Annotated in this window: 16 protein-coding genes; 10 read left to right on the top strand and 6 right to left on the bottom strand. The window is 43.7% G+C overall.

Features of this window, described 5'->3' with window-relative positions; translation table 11 throughout:
• Positions 1-292: 292 nt before the first annotated feature.
• The 3 genes from ACXAGV_RS12300 (at position 293) to ACXAGV_RS12290 (ending at position 4,021) form a co-directional block, all read left to right on the top strand.
• Positions 293-2,470 carry a S9 family peptidase gene (locus ACXAGV_RS12300; protein WP_474873514.1) on the top strand — a complete coding sequence of 726 codons (2,178 nt, stop codon included), beginning with the start codon at positions 293-295 and terminating at the stop codon, positions 2,468-2,470.
• A gap of 214 nt (positions 2,471-2,684) precedes the next feature.
• Entirely contained in the window at positions 2,685-3,044 is a 360-nt protein-coding gene (locus tag ACXAGV_RS12295) for a phasin-related domain-containing protein (RefSeq protein WP_025255732.1), read from the top strand.
• Between the two features lie 224 nt (positions 3,045-3,268).
• On the top strand, positions 3,269-4,021 hold the full coding sequence (locus tag ACXAGV_RS12290; protein ID WP_474873513.1) for a hypothetical protein: 753 nt from the start codon (positions 3,269-3,271) through the stop codon (positions 4,019-4,021).
• A gap of 124 nt (positions 4,022-4,145) precedes the next feature.
• Here the strand turns inward: ACXAGV_RS12290 and ACXAGV_RS12285 are convergent, their stop codons facing one another.
• From ACXAGV_RS12285 to ACXAGV_RS12270, 4 genes are all read right to left on the bottom strand, one after another.
• Positions 4,146-4,712, bottom strand: coding sequence for a hypothetical protein (locus ACXAGV_RS12285; RefSeq protein WP_474873512.1), 567 nt, complete (start codon positions 4,710-4,712; stop codon positions 4,146-4,148).
• 210 nt (positions 4,713-4,922) lie between these two features.
• Positions 4,923-5,459 carry a DUF3592 domain-containing protein gene (locus ACXAGV_RS12280; RefSeq protein ID WP_474873511.1) on the bottom strand — a complete coding sequence of 179 codons (537 nt, stop codon included), beginning with the start codon at positions 5,457-5,459 and terminating at the stop codon, positions 4,923-4,925.
• 57 nt (positions 5,460-5,516) lie between these two features.
• Complete coding sequence (locus ACXAGV_RS12275; RefSeq protein WP_474873510.1) at positions 5,517-6,950, bottom strand: hypothetical protein; 1,434 nt, start codon at positions 6,948-6,950, stop codon at positions 5,517-5,519.
• A 78-nt stretch (positions 6,951-7,028) separates the two neighbouring features.
• Positions 7,029-8,489, bottom strand: a complete 1,461-nt coding sequence (locus ACXAGV_RS12270; RefSeq protein WP_474873509.1) for a DUF3336 domain-containing protein — start codon at positions 8,487-8,489, stop codon at positions 7,029-7,031.
• Positions 8,490-8,901: 412 nt separating this feature from the next.
• Between ACXAGV_RS12270 and ACXAGV_RS12265 the strand changes: the two genes are divergently transcribed.
• The 3 genes from ACXAGV_RS12265 to ACXAGV_RS12255 are packed head-to-tail and all read left to right on the top strand — an operon-like array spanning position 8,902 to position 12,291.
• Positions 8,902-10,110, top strand: a complete 1,209-nt coding sequence (locus tag ACXAGV_RS12265; RefSeq protein ID WP_474873508.1) for a DUF445 domain-containing protein — start codon at positions 8,902-8,904, stop codon at positions 10,108-10,110.
• Positions 10,111-10,165: 55 nt separating this feature from the next.
• The gene (locus ACXAGV_RS12260) at positions 10,166-10,831 is read left to right on the top strand and encodes a TetR/AcrR family transcriptional regulator (protein WP_474873507.1); all 666 of its coding nucleotides are present in this window, start codon (positions 10,166-10,168) and stop codon (positions 10,829-10,831) included.
• Positions 10,832-10,851: 20 nt separating this feature from the next.
• The gene (locus ACXAGV_RS12255) at positions 10,852-12,291 is read left to right on the top strand and encodes a wax ester/triacylglycerol synthase domain-containing protein (protein WP_474873506.1); all 1,440 of its coding nucleotides are present in this window, start codon (positions 10,852-10,854) and stop codon (positions 12,289-12,291) included.
• A gap of 24 nt (positions 12,292-12,315) precedes the next feature.
• Here ACXAGV_RS12255 and ACXAGV_RS12250 read toward each other — a convergent pair whose 3' ends face one another.
• Positions 12,316-13,041, bottom strand: a complete 726-nt coding sequence (locus tag ACXAGV_RS12250; RefSeq protein ID WP_474873505.1) for a DUF1439 domain-containing protein — start codon at positions 13,039-13,041, stop codon at positions 12,316-12,318.
• Between the two features lie 214 nt (positions 13,042-13,255).
• Between ACXAGV_RS12250 and ACXAGV_RS12245 the strand changes: the two genes are divergently transcribed.
• Positions 13,256-14,908, top strand: coding sequence for a GMC family oxidoreductase (locus ACXAGV_RS12245; RefSeq protein WP_474873504.1), 1,653 nt, complete (start codon positions 13,256-13,258; stop codon positions 14,906-14,908).
• Positions 14,909-15,121: 213 nt separating this feature from the next.
• Here ACXAGV_RS12245 and ACXAGV_RS12240 read toward each other — a convergent pair whose 3' ends face one another.
• Positions 15,122-15,727 carry a TetR/AcrR family transcriptional regulator gene (locus ACXAGV_RS12240; protein ID WP_474873503.1) on the bottom strand — a complete coding sequence of 202 codons (606 nt, stop codon included), beginning with the start codon at positions 15,725-15,727 and terminating at the stop codon, positions 15,122-15,124.
• 138 nt (positions 15,728-15,865) lie between these two features.
• Here ACXAGV_RS12240 and ACXAGV_RS12235 point away from each other — a divergent pair, with 138 nt between their 5' ends.
• The 3 genes from ACXAGV_RS12235 (at position 15,866) to ACXAGV_RS12225 (ending at position 19,439) form a co-directional block, all read left to right on the top strand.
• Positions 15,866-16,705 carry a crotonase/enoyl-CoA hydratase family protein gene (locus ACXAGV_RS12235; protein WP_474873502.1) on the top strand — a complete coding sequence of 280 codons (840 nt, stop codon included), beginning with the start codon at positions 15,866-15,868 and terminating at the stop codon, positions 16,703-16,705.
• Positions 16,706-16,823: 118 nt separating this feature from the next.
• Positions 16,824-18,866 carry an oxidoreductase gene (locus ACXAGV_RS12230; protein ID WP_474873501.1) on the top strand — a complete coding sequence of 681 codons (2,043 nt, stop codon included), beginning with the start codon at positions 16,824-16,826 and terminating at the stop codon, positions 18,864-18,866.
• Positions 18,867-19,076: 210 nt separating this feature from the next.
• On the top strand, positions 19,077-19,439 hold the full coding sequence (locus tag ACXAGV_RS12225; RefSeq protein WP_474873500.1) for a HopJ type III effector protein: 363 nt from the start codon (positions 19,077-19,079) through the stop codon (positions 19,437-19,439).
• The last annotated feature ends 43 nt before the right edge of the window (positions 19,440-19,482 follow it).

The raw sequence follows: 19,482 nt of genomic DNA, 5'->3' as shown, positions 1-19,482 counted from the left end.
GCAAATTACAAAAATAGTATAAACGCCGCCTATTTCCTTGAGATAAGCGGCGTTTTTGTATGCGCTTCTTTTTATTTTCTCTCTGATAAGACTGGTGTATTTTGTAACATTTATTATGGTCCCTAGCGATTAGCGACAAGCCAATAATGCTACAACCTAAGTTGCATTTATATACTCAATATAATTATGCTGCGTGTTTCGTTATAAAACGTTGAGAATACTTTTAACCAAATTACGTCTTTTAAAAATGCGAAATGCGCAGTGATTCCAAACGTGTCAAAAAGGAAAAACAATGAAATTTCTATGGATAGCACTTGCCACAGCGGGGCTGATGTCGGGCTGTGGTGTCGAGAACAAATCGGACAGCGTAGAACAAGAAGTAAATAAAACAGTACGGTCAGTTATGTTAAATACGAATGTAAATGCACCAGTAGCGAAAAAAGTGCCTTTCGAAATGTCAGCCCATGGCGTTACCAGAAACGACAATTATTACTGGATGCGCGACGATTCACGCACCGATAAAGAGATATTGGCGCACTTAGAGCAGGAGAACAGCTACGTAGAAACAGTACTAGCTCCGCTTATAGAGACACGAGAGGCGCTTTATGAAGAGCTGGTTTCTCGTATTGAGAAGGACGACTCGACAGTACCTGTGTTTGATAACGGCTACTGGTACTACACCCGTTACTCTGGGGAGAATGAGTATCCTGTTTATTTGAGAAAGCCCTCGCTAGATGCAGATCCGCAAGTGTTGCTTGATGCGAATATTATGTCTGAAGGACATGACTATTTCAGTATTGGTAGTTACGCGGTAAGCAGTGATAACACGCTCATGGCGTACTCTGAAGACACGCTTAGTCGTCGCATTTATACCGTATATGTGAAAAACCTGGAAAGCGACGAAAAGCTAGACGATGTGCTTGAGGAAACGTCAGGCAGGGTCGTATGGGCGAATGACAATGAACATTTATTCTATGTGAAAAAAGACCCACAAACCCTTTTAGGCTATCAGGTGTATCGACACAAGCTGGGTACTTCACAAGAGAACGATTTATTAGTTTACGAAGAAAGCGACCCAACGTTTTATACCTACATTAGTAAAAGCAAAGACGACAGCCTTATTTATATTCATCACTCTAACACTGACAAAACAGGCGTGACTGTGATTGATGCAAATAACCCTAAATCTCAACCTGATATATTCCTACCTATTAAAGACGGGCAGGAATATAGCGTAGCAAAAGCAAGTGACGGTTATTACGTATTAACTAACATTGATGCAAAAAACTTCAAAGTAATGAAGGCGCCATTGAACGCCACTGGTGACGTGTCAAAGTGGCAAGAAGTAGTGCCACATCGTCCAGAGGTCTTTCTTCAAAGTATTGAAGTGATGAAAAACCATCTGGTTGTGAAAGAAAAAGAAAATGGCATGCTGCGCTTAGTTGTACACAACCTAACTTCAAACGAGCAAAAGGTTATACCAACTCAAGATCCTATTTACGGTGCATACTTTAATGCCAACCCTGAAATGGATACTAATAAGCTTAGAATCTATTACAGCTCATTGACTACGCCAGGCTCTATCATTGATATCAATTTAGATACGCTTGAAAGCGAAGTCATGAAGCAAACCCATGTATCTGACACCTTTGATTCTTCAGCTTACGCCTCTGAGCGAGTAATGATTGAGGCGCGAGATGGCGCTATGGTTCCAGTGTCTTTGGTTTATCGTAAAGATAAGTTCAAAAAAGACGGGTCTAATCCGCTATATCAATATGCCTATGGCTCGTATGGTGCAACTATCGACCCTACATTTAGAAGCAGCTGGCTCTCTTTAATAGACAGAGGTTTTGTTGTTGCCATTGCACATATTCGCGGTGGGCAAATGCTGGGGCGTGAATGGTATGAGAGCGGCAAAATGCATCAAAAAATGAATACATTTACTGACTTTATTGATGTGTCAAAAGGCTTAATCGCTAAACAGTACGCTGATAAAGACCGCGTATTTGCAATGGGCGGAAGCGCAGGTGGTTTGCTAATGGGAGCTGTTGTGAATATGGCCCCTGAGCTTTACCAAGGGGTGAGTGCCCACGTGCCGTTTGTTGATGTGGTGACCACTATGAGTGATGAGACTATTCCATTGACCACAGGTGAATATACCGAATGGGGTAACCCAGCAAATAAAGATGAGTTTGACTATATGCTGTCTTACTCGCCTTACGATCAAATAGAAGCTAAAGATTATCCGCACATGCTAGTGACCACAGGGTTGCATGATTCGCAAGTGCAATACTTTGAGCCTATGAAGTGGGTAGCGAAACTTAGAGAGTATAAAACAGACGATAACTTGCTTTTATTTAAAACCGACATGGAAGCAGGGCACGGTGGCGCGTCAGGACGCTTTAAGCGTTTTGAATCAACGGCCCTAGAATATGCCTTTGTTTTGCATCTTGCAGGTGTACCACTTTAGGAAGCCGCGTTTTTAAAGAAAGTTGACGTCAGTCACTACTTAGATTGTTCGCTTTTCAAAGAAGAAGCACTTCAGTATTTAAGCCCGAATAAGCACACGCTTTTCGGGCTTTTTTATTTTTTAGTGTTTTTAGTATGCGGATTCTAATTGTTAAGCGTAAAGTCTAACCATGGTGTTGAAACACACTCAAATTTAGCATTCATAGGAGCTGAACATGACTACTACTGACACAATCAAAGGCAAAATTAACGAAGCCGAAGAAATGGCGCGTAAAATTTGGTTAGCAGGCCTAGGCGCTTATGGAAAAAGCGTTGAAGAAGCACAGGGGCGTTACGAGAAGTTAAGCGAAGAAGCGAACAAAATGTTCGACGAGCTTGTGACTAAAGGTGAAACTTTAGAAGACGACGCGAAAAGCAAGTTCAAATCTACCACTAACGATGTGGAAAACCGTGTAGCTGATGTTCGCAAAAAGCTTGGTTTAGATTCTGAACCAGCAGATCAGCGTATTGAAGAGCTTTCAGCAAAAATCGACGCTTTGACTGAAGCCGTTGCAAAACTAGCTGCAAGCAAGTAAAGCATAGGTTCTTTTTGGGCACCGCTTGCGGTGCTCTGTATGCAGTTTTCATTTACTACTTCGCTAAAGAAGGGTATTAAAATAAATTGCAATTGAGTGGCAGTGAAAGCCGAGCTTTTAAGCTTAAGATGAGCTCTCAAAGAAGCTTTTAAACAAAGCATTTAGGCTTAGCTTCAAACATTTCTTACATTGCCATGCTTACAAATCTCCATATTGGAGGCGTTATGAGCAACAAAAATATTCCTAATTCAGAAGCTGTGCCTGTCGTCGAAACCGACTCGACTACACTGAATGGCACCGCTGTTTCACCTCTAAAATCATCCCCCTTGTTTGGATGGCTCTTTGCCGGCTCAGACCTATTGTCTGCAAAGCTTGATCAAGCCGCAGGTGTGGTCAGCCAGAAAATTGATGACACCCACGAGACCATTAACGCTATGCAGGTTAAAGGCCTGGAGGTGGAGAGTGAACTCAGAAGTACGCTTAACCCATTCGCTTTAGTCGATACTGCTCAAAAACTGGTGGCATCGACGCCACTATTTTCAGCATTATCAGGTGGCCAAAAACGTCAAAAGAAAGAACAGCAGCTCGAAATGTTGAGTGCAAAAGTGGATTTGCTCGTCGAGCAAGTTGCCCTTTTAGCGGCGAAAGAGGCGGCTAAAAAAGCCGAAGCGACAAGTACTGCAAGTAAGGCTACTGCCACTAAAAGAACAGCAACTAAAAGTGCTTCAGCTAAGTCAACAACGACCTCGTCGACAACAACGGGTGCTCGCAAATCGAGTACAGCAAAAACGGCCACTTCATCGCCTAGTTCGACTAAAAAGGCCGCTACTGGAACAGCTAACAAGCGAACTGGGGCAAAGTCGACGACAGCTAAGAGTACCGCGCGTAAGACAACAGCTAGTACTAAAGCGACACCGGCCAAAAACACGGCTAAAAGTACATCTAGTTCGTCTGAAAGCACTAAGAGCGACGACTAAAAACGTTCAAAAAAGATAGTTATTGGTAGTTGCGCCAAATAAATACGCGTATATTTGGCGCTGCTTCATTTAGGTTCGTTTGAATTATTTTTTTGTTTGAGTGTAGAGATAATTATCGGTGATGTCAGGCTTCTAAGCTATCCACCTCTAATCCAAGAATTTTAGCAAGTATGTCTGAGTCATCTTGTATTGCGTAATAATCGCCGTGAAACATTAATACAATTCTTGTTTGGTTAGTAGTTAGGATGCTCAGTTCGTGACATGTCAGTGAGCGTTCAGATGTATATATTTGTGTCGTTACTAAAAGAAGCTTTTCAAAAGAATCAAAAGCTACTTTAGTTTTCGGGTTGTTCAAACTGCCGATGTTTATCACTTTTTCTTTTAGGTCAAAATAAAATGCTCTTCTGCTTCTTCTGCATACAAAGGCCGTTCCTAAACTAAAAAGTCCCCCCAGTGTAAATACGACTATAACAAACTCGGTTTTAGAATTAAGGTTGGGTTCCAACTGCCAAACTTTAATTGACATGAATATGCATACTGTCCAGCAGAAAAGATGCATTCCCCATTCAAACAAATAGCTTCTAAGGTTAGGAATAATAGCGACAATATCGTTATTTATCTTCAATTTAGCGTTGCAATAACTAGAAGCAGTTATACCTCCTGTAATAGTAATTTCGTCATCCGCTTTCATACTTAAACTCCCTTTTGAACAGTAAAAACGAGTATAAGAAATATTAATGCCGTAGGCTACGCATAGAGATAGTTGTATTTGAGTTTTGTTTTACGTTTTTCAGCGGTGGGCGTTTGAAGAAAATATGAAACGGGTAGCCATCAAAATAAGTAAGCGAACTGTATGTGCCAATAGTAGCTTTTAAAAAGCAACTAGATAAATTCAACATCATCAGCGCTTATACTTTAACTTAAAAATAAGAACGTAAACTAACCAAAGAAAGACCGACCAAGAAATAAGAAAACCGGCAAGCAACATCGACATATGTTCCCAAACGACACTTTTGATTAAAACGGATTCTTCCGGGTTATTGGGGTTTATGTAAATGTCTACTGGCTCAGAAACTGCAAATTTTCTTTTTAATTCATACCCTAATTCAAGCATAAAGCCGTCGTCATAAATGTCATACCAAGTAACTCTTCTTCCAGTATGTTCCTGGTCACTAGTATTATATTTGTAAAGGATACGAGGCGTGTATAAAGTATATTGGCTTCGATTATCTCTAGTCGTTGATGTAATCATTTCGTCAATATATACATTTATTAAAGTTGCTTTGATGGGAACCCAATTCATTGAAAAAATGGGGCCGGCTAACCCTTTAAATACTTGTATTGAGAAGACGATGGCAAAAATTAGGGCAATTAAAGCGACAAAATAGACCCCCAATCTTGCTTTTCTAAGTTGTGCTCGGCTTACCTCAATAGTCACAAAAGCGTCTCATTCAGTCCATGTTTAATCATATTTTTATAGAAGAGTACTTGCTCGCTAATTGTTCTTCGCCCACAAATTCTGGTGTTTTTTAAAGCCAAAGAAGTCATAGGGTTCCCAAAAGCTTGGCACTAAATCGTCAATAGCATCTGGCGTGAAATTGCTCGACAGCTGGCTCATGATTTCGCCCAACCTTTCTTGGCCCACGCGCATTAACTTTTTTCTGTTCGCAGGGAAATACAGGTTTCTGCCTTTTGGAATGACTTCTTGCGCACCGCTAGTGATGTATTTTTGGTTCCTTGTCACCACTTTGCATAAAGGTTCTGCGGGGTTCGCGGGGTTCAGTCCAATTACTATGGCGCACTCGTATTGGTCTTTTTCTTGGCCTTTTTCATTTACAGGAATATAAGTAACGCCAAAACCTTGCGGGAAGTAGCCAACCAGTTCAACGAAATCCTGTGCTAATTGTTTATTTAGGCCACCTTTCTTCGCAAGTTGCTCAATTAGCATATACCCCTTGGGTAAGCTCATTCGTGAGTAGTCTGACTTGGTTGAAAGCACGATGGAAACGTAAATTTGAGGGATCTTTACAATCTCGCCCAAGCCGGATTTTGACACAAAGGCGTCTTTAACCAAACTCAGCAAAAATTCTTTAGCGTCTTTGTGAGTTTGGTTGAAACGGTCTCTCTCTTCTTTGTTGTTACCTACGTAGTTAGGCTGGCCTAAACCATCGGATAAGTAACGTAACGTAAAGTGATAGTTTAGCTTCAGCAGGTCTTTTCGCTGCGATTCGTCTAATAAACGAAACTCATCTAGGTCGCCGTTTTCACCTTTTAATATGGTTTGTGCAGCAGGGCTTTGTAAACCAATATCTTGCAGAAGCGCTGCGGTGATTAGGGGGCGTCCAAGCTCAATTTTCCATTTATCTCGCCAATAGCGGTTTCCGCGAAAGCGAGAGGCGGCTTCACGGTACTTGGATAAATATTTGTGGGCAATGGTATCGTGTTCTAAAAGTCTATCTACTAAGCGCAACGTTAAAATTGCCTTGTAGAGGGGTTTGAAGCGCATGTGTACCTTGGCAAAGTTGCCTTCAGGCCCTCGTGTAAGCAGCATAATTGTACCAAGTAGCTTTGCACTAAGTTGCTGGGTTTCTTGCCAGTTGTCGCCTTCGCAAAGCTCGATTATTTTAGTGCTTACGGCGTCCAATCGCTCTAATCTCGCTAAGCGTTCTTCTTCAAGCTTTTCTGAGCTATTTCTTATTTGTTGGGCAAGCTGTTCAGCTAATACTTCTTTCTTTTTATTACCTTGTATTCGCTTAAGCAGTGCTTTTAAGTCTTCAATATGCTGCTCAAGAGAGGGGGTAAGGGAAAAGTAATGACTGGCATCCTCAAAAACCGAGCCGTAGCCCGTATCTTTAGGATAAATCATGTTGATAAGCTGCTTTACTTGCTGCGTGTAAATACTGTCGGGGTTTTGGCTTTGTGCGCTCACCGTCGTCCTTTCAAATGATGCTGCGAATTACCCTTGTATTGTGTCGGGTAATCCAGGTCAGGTCAGCGCTGCATTAGGTTACTTAACCTCATGTCCAAGCTCTACTGCCTCACGTTTTTTCAACTGGCCTAAATGATACCGTAAATTTTCACTAATTTTGGTATTTCTTTTTATAACATGTAGTTGCGGCCATGAAGCCCGCTCTCCACTGACAATTAACTGGCTAATGCTGTCACGGGTTGGATTAGACAATACCTGCGATAAATTTCGTATTTGGCGCTTGGGTAAAATATTGATATTGCCTACATACTGCTGATCAATAATAGAACGTACTTTGTGAATTGCTAGCTTAGCGCTTTTATTCCCAGTTAAGCGCTCAATGACATCGATAGCGAAAATACTATTAGTTTTTGCAAGTTGTCCAATGTGACGTGCAGACATATCCCATAGCGAGTTGGGATCAATGCGATTTGATGAAATGAACGGCACCGCTAGTGGATTTGTTTGGCTCACAATGCTGTGATTCACTCCGTATAGTCTAGCCAAGCGCTCGAAGGGTAGGTCGGCCATAATTGAGCCATCGGCAAAACGACGATTAGGGATATAAGGCACTATATCGCCTGATAAAGTTTTTGCTCTTAGCTGCACGGGGCTGAAAATGACTGGAACCGCACAGGATGCGCGAACTGCTTGGGTAATAATAGCATTGGGCGAGGTTTTGGCATTCAACAATCGTGAGTGCTGATGCAAGTCGGCAGGAGATACCGTTACTGTTATGTGGCGCCCTGTTTTTTTAAAAGCCTCTTCGAAGGTAGTAAGGTCGAATAGTTCAATCAGTGCATTTTCAAGTACTGAGCTATCAAATAGTCCTTTCTTTCCAAGACCGGCAAAGCTCCGCCAGTGTTTAAAAGTCTCATAAATAAAGTCGGCGCTGAGTGCTTCTAATAATTGGTCGTGTGTTCGCGTGCCCAACATGGCTGCGATGATTGACCCTGCACTCGAGCCAGACACTACCGTAGGCAGTAAGTTTTTTTCGTTTAACGACTTAACCACGCCCGCGTGGAAAAAGCCTAAGCCAGCGCCGCCTGAAAGCATGAGGCAGCTTCGGCCGAAGGCATGGGCGGTTTCATCAAAAAACGATAGCTTCTCATAGAAGTCTACGTCTTGTTCATCGGCGTTATAGATCTGCTCTAGCGCCAATATCACTTCATCAATAAACTGTTCAATAAGATATTTAGTGCCAATTTTGCACTGGGTAAGCAGTATAGGGTTGGCGATATTACCTAAATTGCCGTGCAGTCCCTCGTGCAGTATGGACATCAGCGCATGTAAATCGCCTCTGCTTCTAGCCAGCTGTAGGCGTTGAACACGCTTTCGAATAAGCTTGTAGTCATAGTCATCGCTGGCATCTTTTGCTTTCCACTCTTCTGCGCCAGACAGCGCATCGTGTGCTAGGCATGCGGCCTCATATTCATCGTAACTGCTTGCATGCTCTATCTCATGTTCAAGCTTTTTTAACCGCAAATCGAATACTGCCATAACGATAACCTATTTAAGTTGATGAGCGCTGCTGCCTTTCTTGTATGACAAGCGAACGAGCGCGGATAACACCAGCAAAAGGAAAAATGCGTATTTTGAACGCTGTTTACTGAGTGACGCATTCATCGGCATTTACTAAAAGCATTCAGTAAGCCTGCGCGTATCAAAAGCGATCTATACGCCATCTTGAGTGTATGGTGTAAATTTAGAATTCACTACCTAAACCCTTCTACTAAAATGACCGCTTGGTGCTTTTAGCGTGTTACTCAAGGCGGTATCTTTTAATTGTTAGGCTTTCAGAAGGTTGTTTTCAATCAACAATTAGCAGTAATTTTGTTTTTTACATTGACCATTTCATAAGCACTCAGTAGCCTGAGAGAGAAAATAATAATGTGGATCTCTTTTTTGTAGTATGGAATGGAATTTTCAAACGCTAAGCCTGCTATCAATCCCTTTAATTAGTGCCATTGTCGGGTGGCTGACTAATTATTTGGCGGTAAAAATGATGTTTTACCCCATAGAATTCGTTGGCATTAAACCTTTCTTTGGGTGGCAGGGGCTTATTCCCGCGAAGCGCCGCCAAATGGCAGAGATTGAGGTTGAACTAGTTTTAGGTAAATTACTGAGTGTTGAAGAATTAGCCCAGCGCTTAGATGCAGATGAACTAACGAAGGCTATTGAGCGCCGCTTAGGGCAGGTTATACGCAAAGTTGTCAATGACGTAATGGCCGAATCAGCGCCTCAACTTTGGGCAGCTTTGCCTGTGCAAGGTAAAAATTTAGTTTACCAACGCATTGAAAACGACATCCCTAATGTGGTCCACAAAATGGTGGACGACTTCCAGCACAATGTTTCAGAAATTCTAGATATAAAAGAGCTGGTGGTAGAGCAGCTGGTTAATGCACCTGAGCTCGTTAATGAAATTTTCTTAACGGCAGGCAGCAAGGAGTTTCCGTTCATAGTGCGCTCTGGCTTTTACTTCGGTTTCCTATTCGGCTTACCAACCATGTTGCTTTGGTATTTCTACCAAGCATGGTGGATTCTACCGTTAGGTGGACTGCTTGTGGGCTATGCCACCAATTGGATTGCCATCAAGATAATTTTCGAACCCAAACGCCCGAGAAAACTGGGGCCCGTTACTATTCAAGGTATGTTTTTAAAACGCCAAAAAGAAGTGTCTGAAGTCTATTCAAACATTATTGAAGAAAAACTTATAACACCTAAAAACATCACCCATATAATCTTGCATGGTTCAGGCTCAGCCCAGCTTTTGGAGCTCATTGAGCTTCATGTCAACGACGCTATTGAACGCTATGTGGCTATCGCGCAACCTTATTTTGCACTAGGTGTTGGGTCAGAAAATTATCATAAAATGAAGGCGCTAGCGGTACGTCAAATCTTTGATAATTCAGATAAATACTTACTTTATGCCTTTGATTATGCCAACAATGCTATGCAGATAGGGCACGATTTGAGTGAACGCATGCAGGCACTGAGTGTTGAAGAATTCGAAGGGGTGTTGCGCCCAGCTTATCAGCAGGATGAGTGGAAACTCATCGTAACAGGCGCTATTTTGGGTATGGTAGCTGGTGTTGCCCAACTTTATCTGGTGTTTATGTAAGGTGTTCCATAAGTAAAAACTAACGCACAGGGCTGGTAAGGGGTCGGATTAAATTATGAAAACCGCGCAGAAAATACTACTCACCGCGCTAACGTTATTCAACGAACATGGCGAAAACACGGTAACCAGTGTTGATATCGCCGTCGAGATGGATATTAGTCCGGGGAATCTCTACTACCACTTTAAAGGTAAAGACAGCCTTGTTAGTGCGTTGATGAAAATGCATGAACAACAAATGCAGAAGATACTCAATCGAGAAAAACTCGATACACTTCATCCTGAAGAAATTATGTATTATCTGTATTTGCTTATAGACAGTATTCATGTATTTCGCTTTTTCTACCGTAGCCCAGCCGACCTAGCAGAAAAGTATCCCAGTATAGTGCGGCCTAGACAGCACATATTATCTAGCTTAAATAAACAATTAGCGTTTCTTTTTGAATCATTATCAAAGCGCGACATTCTTATTGCCTCCAAGGCAGACAGGGCACTTATGGTGGATTTAGTGTCCTTGATCATCACACAGTCTTGTCAATTTGATGAATTAAACAGTCATATGGATAGTACGATGCAGCGCTATCATGCTTTGTCACTAATGATGGTAAGCGTTTTGCCAAGGTTGGCGCTTTCCGATGAACAAAAGCACCAGCTAGAACAGATGCTCGACTCTCATGACTTTGTGAGAAATGCCTCAACCCCGTCACCACTCGACTTCGCGTAAAGCAACATAAAGGAATAGTAATGGCAAAAACGCTCAGTTTCTTAGATAAGTCATTTTGGATAACCGAGTCAGACGAGAATCCAAAACATGTAGCTTGTTTGCAGCTACTTGCCATACCTAAAGGGGCGAAAAGTACCGAATACGTGCCCCAGTTATTTCAAGAAATAAGAAGCTATGCCCGTGCTACTTCTCCGTTCAACTGTGCGGTAAAAACGGTATTGGGGTACCCGGTGGGGTTTGCGCCGGTGAAAAAGCTCAACATGGATTACCACGTTCAAATTCATCGCGTAGCTGACGTTAAAAACCGCGAAGCGCTAGATGCATTTGTAGCAAGACTACATGCTTCGCGGTTAGATCCCGACAAGCCCCTTTGGCAATACCATTTTATTTTTGATGATAACAGTGAGACGTTTGCTATTTATGCACGGGTTCATCATATGTATGGAGATGGAGCGACCCTGGTACGCTGGTTTCAAGCCGGTTATGTATCAAACTCTCACGAGACTAAGTTCACACCTGTATGGGCAGTAAAACGACTGCGTCATAAGCGCAGAGAGCCCGTGAGCTTTTACAAGCGCTTGGTAGGCGTGGGTTACGCGCTTAAAACCGCGCTCGATTTGCTTATTATCTTTATTCGCATATTCATGAAAGCGCTGCGAGTAAACCCACACTATATGCCTATTCCTTTCACTGGTACGAAAACAGTGCTGACTGGTCAAGTAAAAGCAGGTAGGGCTGTGGCCACTATGGACTTAGACTTTAAGCGGGTGAAAGCGCTAGCAAGGCGCACGCGTTCTACCGCAAATGAGGTGTTGTTATGCGCCTTTGATATCGGTGTGCATAAGTTACTGCAAGACCATGGCCAAGTATTTAAAAAAGCCTTATTCACCAATATGCCGATTAATTTGCGTAAACCCGGTGAGAAAACCACTGGTAATAAAATAGCTATTGTGCCGGTGGAGTTAGCACATGGCGAAAACGACCCCTATCTTAGGTTGCGCCAGATTGTGGTGAATCATCGTATTGTTAAAAATGCAGCGCAGCATGCGCGCCCTGCGGCATTTAGTGGCTATACCATTGCAATTCAATCTCTTGCACTGGTCTTCGAATGGTTAAAGCTATCTAGCGTAGTTAAACCCATTGCAAATATTCTTATTTCAAACGTACCTGGCCCCAAAGATACAAGGTATCTAAAAGACGCGGAGTTATTGGCCTGCTACCCTATTTCTACCATGACGCCTGGGGGCGGGGTAAATATTACGCTTATGACCTACGCGGGCACTGCAAATGTGGGCTTGGTGTGCTGCAATAAGAACATTGAATCGTTACAACCGTTAGCGCGCTACGTCAAAGAAGCTTTCGATATGCTAGAAGCGAGCGTGGACGATCCAAGGCTAAACATCGACGATATTGGTGAGCAGGTGGATACCGTGCCTGTCTCTATTGTGTCAGATCACTAGTATGCGTAACTTTTAGACTGAGCGCTATTCAATGAGGTAGAAGCGCAGTACGTTGTCTTCTACACGTACGTTTTGACCTAGTTTCGAGAAGAGTACTTCGCGCCAGTGGTCACCACGCATAGTATGGCTTAAGTCTTCTTGGGTAATTTGCTTTTTTAATGCCTTGTTAATATGGGGAATGTGATATTCCAATACTGCTTGTTTCGAACCCGTTAAATAGACCTGTAAATAGTCCGCTGCAATATCAGATGTTCCGGCGCTAAAAAGCGATAGGGCTGACTTTAACGAGCCGCCAAGCAGTGTATTTACACTTTTAGGAAAGAAGCGCGAAACCAAAAACTGTGTGTCTTTAATCAACGCGTAATCATCGTTAACTAAACTGACACTATCAGTGGAAAGGCCGGTTAGATAAAGCGTGCTCATGTTTTGGTCGTAGTGAGGCGATGCCGATACAGTGAACACCACGTGAGCGCGGTAAATAGTGGTGGAAGCTACCACTATATTAAGTGCCGCAAGACACTGAAGACCAATACGGTTGTTTACATTATCTAGCGTAATGTTGCCTTCAAGCACGGTAACTGTACCGGTTCCCATTGGGATGTCGAAAGTGAATGAGTAGGGGAAACTGCCTTTTACAAGGTCTTGAAGCTCTGATTTCGTGAAATCGTCGTGCGTCAGCTTGCCCCATTTCACAAGCCATTGTGCCAGGTACACTTTGCATTTGTCTTTGAAGGATAAGTTATTGGTCAAGGTGTATTCTTAGCCTTATTTTTCTAGGCAGTGGCTTGTAGCTAGATAGTCTAACGTAATGCATATACCGATATAGCAGTTAAGTTATCAGGATTGTTATATTTTTTAAATCTAACAATTTAATTCTTTTATTGATGAAGTATTGTTTGCTAATCTGGTCGTACCACAACGTTTTATTAACATTTAAAAGTCTTGCCCTCAAGGAGTTGGCGAAATGAGCGAAGTACTCAGCAAATACGATTACATCATTGTAGGCGGGGGCTCTGCGGGTGCAGTGCTAGCCACTCGGTTATCGGAAAATCCTGCGTTAGATATTTTGCTATTGGAAGCTGGCTCAAAGGATACCAACCCACTTATTCATATCCCTTTTGGTTTGTCTCTGCTTAGCAGGTTTGAAGGTATTGGTTGGGGTTATCATACGGCTCCTCAAAAAGAAATGTACGACAGAGAGCTGTTCTGGCCTCGCGGTAAAACCTTGGGCGGCAGCAGTTCAGTCAACGCCATGTGCTATATTCGAGGGCAAAAAGAAGACTACGACCGCTGGGCTAATGAAGAAGGGGCCGAGGGTTGGTCATTTGAAGATGTACTGCCTTATTTCAAACGCTCTGAGAACTTTGAAGAAGGGGCTGATGAGTACCACGGCACAGGTGGCCCGCTAAATGTTAGCAAGCTTAGGCATACAAGCGTACTGTCCGATGCTTTTGTGAACTCTGCGTCGATTGCTGGCTATCAACAGCTCGACGACTTTAACCGAGATGATAGGGAAGGGCTTGGTTACTACCATGTTACACAAGTCAACGGCCAGCGCTGCTCAACAGCAAAAGGGTACTTAACGCAGGCAAAGCACCGCAACAATTTAACCGTGCTTACAAGAGTCGCTGCTGAAAAGGTGTTATTAAAAGAAGGGCGTGCTATTGGGGTTCAAGTACGTGAAAAAGGGGTAGTAAACCGCTATTTCGCTAAAAGCGAAGTTCTTCTTTGCGGCGGAGCGATCAATTCACCTCAACTTCTAATGCTTTCGGGTATTGGACCCAGAGCAGAACTAGAAGAAAAGGGGATTTTTGTACAGCAAGACTTGCCTGGTGTGGGCCAAAACCTACAAGATCACCTAGATGCCATCGTGCAATATACCTGTAAAGCCAGAGAAGGTTATGCCGTGGCATTCGGAGCGCTGCCTTCTTACGTTAAAGCCACCGCAGACTACGCGTTTAAGCGCAAAGGTATTCTTTCTTCAAATATCGCTGAAGCCGGTGGTTTTGTTAGTTCAAGCTTAGCGACACAGGGCCCTGATATTCAATTCCACTTTTTACCTGCAATTTTAAACGACCATGGAAGACAGTTGGCTTTTGGTTATGGTTATGGCCTGCACGTATGTTGCCTATATCCCAAAAGCCGCGGCACTATTTCGCTTCAAAGTAACCATCCTGCCGATCAAGCGCTTATTGACCCGAATTACTTATCCGCAGAGGAAGATCAGCAAGTCATGATTGAAGGCGTGCGTATTGCCCGAAAACTGCTATCTGCACCAGACTTCGACAAGTTCCAAGGCAGTGAATTATATCCTGGGGAAGAAGCTCAGACAGATGAAGAAATATTAGAGTTTTTACGAGAGCGGGCTGAAACCATCTATCACCCGATTGGTACGTGTAAAATGGGTAGTGATGACGATGAGATGGCCGTTGTCGATACCCAATTGCGCGTAAGAGGTGTAGCAGGTCTAAGAGTGGTAGATGCTTCGGTGATGCCAAGCTTGATTGGCGGCAATACCAACGCCCCCACCGTCATGATTGCCGAACGTGCTGCTGAATTTATTAAAGCGACGCACGAAGGTCAGCCAGTATCTTTGGCTAAAGCAGAATCGGCATAATTAAAAAGATGCTAAGAGCGAGCCCTCATCTCGCTCTGGCAATTCATCCGCTTTTAAGTATTCATTTGCTTGTATCAGTTTTACCACGCAGTGCTGATCATCTCTTGAAGGCTACTTGTCCGCTCTAGGCAGTTTTTCCGCTCTAGGCAGTTAAAAGCGTTTCGCGTCGTACAAGCGCAACGCTATATTCAAGTGGTTGAGTTGATAAGACGTTTATACCTGCTTCTGCATAAATAAATCCGCTGCACAATCACACATTTCGTCGATATGACTGCTGTCAGCGTATATACCGTCAATAAGCAAACGCGCTATACCATGTAACGTACCCCACGTTACCTGTGCTAGTCTCAACGCATCCTGATTGTTTGGAAGTAGTCCTTTATCTTGCCAATAGCGCGTCATCGTCACTTGAAACTGAAAGCAGGGAAATGCAACGTCTTTCAGATCGTTGGTCGCCGCTTGGTTTTGCCAAATAGTGCGACCAAACATCAATTCGTACATCTCGGGGTTGTCGGCAGCATAGCCAATGTATTCGTGAACAAATTCACGAAAACGTGCCTTTGGCGTTTTGTCTTCTTGCTCAAAAATGCGCTTTGCCGCGCTATGCCAGTCGCTAAAGCCTTTCGCCGCGATAGCACTTAACAAAGCACTTTTATCTTTAAAGTGATGATATGGCGCAGTACGTGAAACCCCGGCATCTTCTGCCAGCTTTCTCAGCGAAAGACTATCAACGCCATGCTCCGACAAACGCGCCGTTGCTGCCTCTATAAGGGCACTGCGTAAATCGCCATGATGATAGTTTTGTACTGCATTAGCCATATATCAAATATTTCCGTTGTTGCAATTGGGACGAATAGATAACGTTTTATCTTGACACTGTCAACATAGCCTTTTATCTTGACGCTGTCTAGTTTGCAAATTTGTTAACAGGAATAGCCCAAGGAGACAGCGCAAACCATGAAGTACTCTACATTAGAAGTAAAACAAGAGGGCCATATCGCCCACGTAGTACTTAATCGCCCTGAAGCGATGAACAGCATGATCCCAGAGTTCTGGACCGAGCTACCGGCAGCCATTCGTGAAATAGATGATGAAGCCAAAGCACGGGTAATCGTTATTTCATCTACAGGTAAGCATTTCTCTGCCGGTATGGATTTATCGGTGTTCCTGAATATGAAAGAAGACTTTAAGGGCGACCCATCGCGCAGAGCTGAGCGTATGCGCCGTATGGTGATGTTGCTTCAAGATAGCTTTACCGCCATAGAGCAGGCACGTATGCCGGTTATTGGTGCCGTGCAAGGCGGGGCAATTGGTGGTGCAGTAGATTTACTTAGTGCATGTGACATGCGCTATTGCACACAAGATGCTTTTTTCACTATCAAAGAAACCCAATTAGGCATGACGGCGGACGTCGGCACGCTTCAGCGCCTGCCAAAACTTATTCCCATTGGCATAGTGAAAGAGTTGGCGTATACCGGTCGCAATTTTGGTGCTGCAGAAGCGCAGCAACTTGGTTTTGTAAATCAGGTATTTGACGACCAAGAATCAATGCTAGAAGCGGTAATGAAAATAGCGCAGCAGATTTCAATGAATTCGCCGCTAGCGGTTTCAGGCACCAAGACTATGATTAACTACGCGGTAGAGCATACGGTAGCGGAAAGCTTAACCTATATGGCTACGTGGCAAGCGGGTATGTTCCAAATGGAAGATGTATTCAAAGCTATGGAAGCACAGAAAACCAAAACGCTGCCGGAATATCCGCCATTACACCCAGCGATTAAAAAAATGAATTCGTAAGTGAATGCAATTAGTTGAATTCTACAGCGCCTTCAGAGAAAGAGCGCATTAGATAAAAATATTTAAACAGGCTTTTTAACGGCTTTTACCAAGCCAAAACGACTTTCAGGAATGTATCATGAATCAGACCGTTACCGATCATCCCGTTTACCCTCATTTATTTCGACCGTTAGATTTAGGCTTTACCACTCTTAAAAACCGTGTCCTTATGGGTTCTATGCACACGGGCTTAGAAGAATTGCCTGACGGCCACAAACGTATGGCAGCATTTTATGGCGAACGTGCTAGAGGCGGCGTAGGGCTTATCGTTACTGGTGGTATTGGGCCAAATGAAGAAGGCGCTACTCATCCATCGACGTTTCGTTTAGATACAGACGAAGCGGTTAAAAACCACAAAGAAGTGACTGACGCAGTGCATATTGCTGGCGGCAAAATTTGTATGCAAATATTGCATACGGGTCGCTATGCGTATAGCCCTAAGCTTGTTGCACCTTCTGCGGTACAAGCGCCAATTAACCCGTTTAAGCCAAAAGCGCTAGAAGCTGACGAGATTGAAAAGCAAATTAAAGATTTCATCACTGCAGCAACTCAAGCTCAGCGCGCTGGCTACGATGGCGTTGAAATCATGGGGTCTGAGGGCTATTTCCTTAACCAGTTTATTGCTAAACGCACTAACCACCGTGACGATGAATGGGGCGGTGATTACGAGAACCGTATCCGCTTACCTATTGAAGTCGTGCGCCGCGTGCGTGAGGCGGTAGGTAAGAACTTTATCATTATCTATCGTTTGTCGATGCTTGACCTTGTTGAAGGTGGCTCTACTTATGAAGAAGTCGTACAGCTTGGCAAAGAAATCGAAAAAGCGGGTGCCACTATTATTAACACCGGTATAGGTTGGCACGAAGCGCGTATCCCAACCATTGCCACTAAAGTACCGCGAGCGGCATTTACATGGGTAACGGCTAAATTCCGCGAAGCACTTTCGATTCCGGTAATCACATCGAACCGTATCAACACCCCTGAAGTCGCTGAAGAAGTGCTGTCTCGCGGTGATGCTGACATGGTATCAATGGCTCGCCCATTCTTGGCCGACCCTGACTTTGTGCGCAAGGCGCAGCAAAATAAGGCCGATGAAATCAATACCTGTATTGGCTGTAACCAAGCCTGCCTTGACCATGTATTTAACGGCAAAATGACCAGCTGCTTGGTAAACCCTCGTGCGTGTCACGAGCTTGAAATAAACGTTAAACCTGCACAAACCAAAAAGCGTGTAGCGGTTGTAGGTGCAGGTCCTGCGGGATTAGCAGCAGCAGTGACCTCGGCCGAGCGTGGTCACGACGTTGTGATTTATGACGCATCTAGCGAAATTGGTGGGCAGTTTAATATTGCTAAACAAATCCCTGGCAAAGAAGAATTCTATGAAACGCTGCGTTATTTCAAGCGCCAAATTGAGCTTCATAAAAATATTACCCTCAAATTGAATACTTATGTTGACGCGGCTGCGCTTAACGATGAAGGTTTCGATGAAGTTATGATTGCGACGGGTATTAAGCCACGCACGCCAGCGATTGAAGGTATTGAGCACGAAAAAGTACTGACCTATATCGAAGTGTTAAAAGAGAAAAAGCCTGTAGGGAATAAGGTGGCCATTATCGGTGCTGGCGGTATTGGTTTTGATACCGCTGAGTACTTGTCTCATGGCAAAGAAACGCCAAGCCAAGACATTCCTGCATTTATGAAAGAGTGGGGCATTGATATGACCTTTTCGGCTCGCGCGGGTATTGAAGGCGTTAAGCCACAGCCAGATCCATCTCCAAGAGAGATTTTCCTATTACAGCGCAAGACCACAAAAGTTGGCGCGGGTTTAGGCAAAACAACGGGATGGGCGCACAGAGTAGGCTTGCTGGCCAAAGGCGTGACCATGATCCCTGGCGTAAGCTACGATAAAATTGATGATGAAGGGCTACACATTACGGTAGAAGGCAATAGCCAAGTATTGCCGGTAGACAACGTCATCATCTGTGCAGGTCAAGAGCCGATGCGAGATATCGTTGAAGGCTTAAACATGCCTTATCACTTAATTGGTGGTGCCGATGAAGCGTTGGAACTAGACGCTAAACGCGCCATCGACCAAGGTACACGGGTGTGCGCTGAGGTTTAATGACCTAGTGCAAAAACACAGTTAGAATTATAAGTGCCTTATTAAGAGATGCTTATGATTGATAATAAACCCCTCTTTTTTCGGAGGGGGTTATTTTTTCTAGCCGCCGAAAGCTGTGATTTTTACGAAAATACCGAAACCACACCTGTTTTAGCCTGTTGAAGTTACCTAGACCTGCTATTATCGTTTTCTTTTTTCACTGAGATAAATATGACGTTCAGCAACACTCAAAACTTAGTCCAAGCCGTTAGCAATTCACCAGAGACTATTGAGTTTAACGATGTTATCGCGCTAGTTGATAGCGTGTTTGCTTTTACGCCAACCGCGTTCACCAATGGTGATGTAACAAACGAAGCTAACCAGAATAATGGCTCATGCAAGCTGCTTGCACTGGGTCAGTATTTAAACCTAAACCAAGCACAAACACTGGCTTTGTTTGGGCGCTTTTATCGTGAAGACGTACTCAATAACCCCGATGGCAACGACCACGCCAATATCCGCAACTTTATGAAAACAGGGCATGAAGGCGTGGCGTTTGAGACGTTTCCTTTAGTTGTAGTAAATGCTGATTAGTGGCTTTTTACAGGTAGTACGCTTGCCTATTAGGACATGCAAA

The organism is Alteromonas sp. ABH4_453 (assembly GCF_056160665.1).
The sequence above is the reverse complement of the archived record's forward strand: the minus strand, read 5'-3'. Positions and strand labels throughout refer to the sequence as shown.

Excerpts from the sequence above, each read along its gene's own strand:
- ACXAGV_RS12265 (WP_474873508.1), top strand. The coding sequence starts at position 8,902 with ATGGAATGGAATTTTCAAACGCTAAGCCTGCTATCAATCCCTTTAATT.
- ACXAGV_RS12300 (WP_474873514.1), top strand. The coding sequence starts at position 293 with ATGAAATTTCTATGGATAGCACTTGCCACAGCGGGGCTGATGTCGGGC.
- ACXAGV_RS12270 (WP_474873509.1), bottom strand. The coding sequence starts at position 8,489 with ATGGCAGTATTCGATTTGCGGTTAAAAAAGCTTGAACATGAGATAGAG.
- ACXAGV_RS12285 (WP_474873512.1), bottom strand. The coding sequence starts at position 4,712 with ATGAAAGCGGATGACGAAATTACTATTACAGGAGGTATAACTGCTTCT.
- ACXAGV_RS12225 (WP_474873500.1), top strand. The coding sequence starts at position 19,077 with ATGACGTTCAGCAACACTCAAAACTTAGTCCAAGCCGTTAGCAATTCA.
- ACXAGV_RS12240 (WP_474873503.1), bottom strand. The coding sequence starts at position 15,727 with ATGGCTAATGCAGTACAAAACTATCATCATGGCGATTTACGCAGTGCC.
- ACXAGV_RS12290 (WP_474873513.1), top strand. The coding sequence starts at position 3,269 with ATGAGCAACAAAAATATTCCTAATTCAGAAGCTGTGCCTGTCGTCGAA.
- ACXAGV_RS12255 (WP_474873506.1), top strand. The coding sequence starts at position 10,852 with ATGGCAAAAACGCTCAGTTTCTTAGATAAGTCATTTTGGATAACCGAG.
- ACXAGV_RS12230 (WP_474873501.1), top strand. The coding sequence starts at position 16,824 with ATGAATCAGACCGTTACCGATCATCCCGTTTACCCTCATTTATTTCGA.
- ACXAGV_RS12235 (WP_474873502.1), top strand. The coding sequence starts at position 15,866 with ATGAAGTACTCTACATTAGAAGTAAAACAAGAGGGCCATATCGCCCAC.
- ACXAGV_RS12245 (WP_474873504.1), top strand. The coding sequence starts at position 13,256 with ATGAGCGAAGTACTCAGCAAATACGATTACATCATTGTAGGCGGGGGC.
- ACXAGV_RS12260 (WP_474873507.1), top strand. The coding sequence starts at position 10,166 with ATGAAAACCGCGCAGAAAATACTACTCACCGCGCTAACGTTATTCAAC.
- ACXAGV_RS12295 (WP_025255732.1), top strand. The coding sequence starts at position 2,685 with ATGACTACTACTGACACAATCAAAGGCAAAATTAACGAAGCCGAAGAA.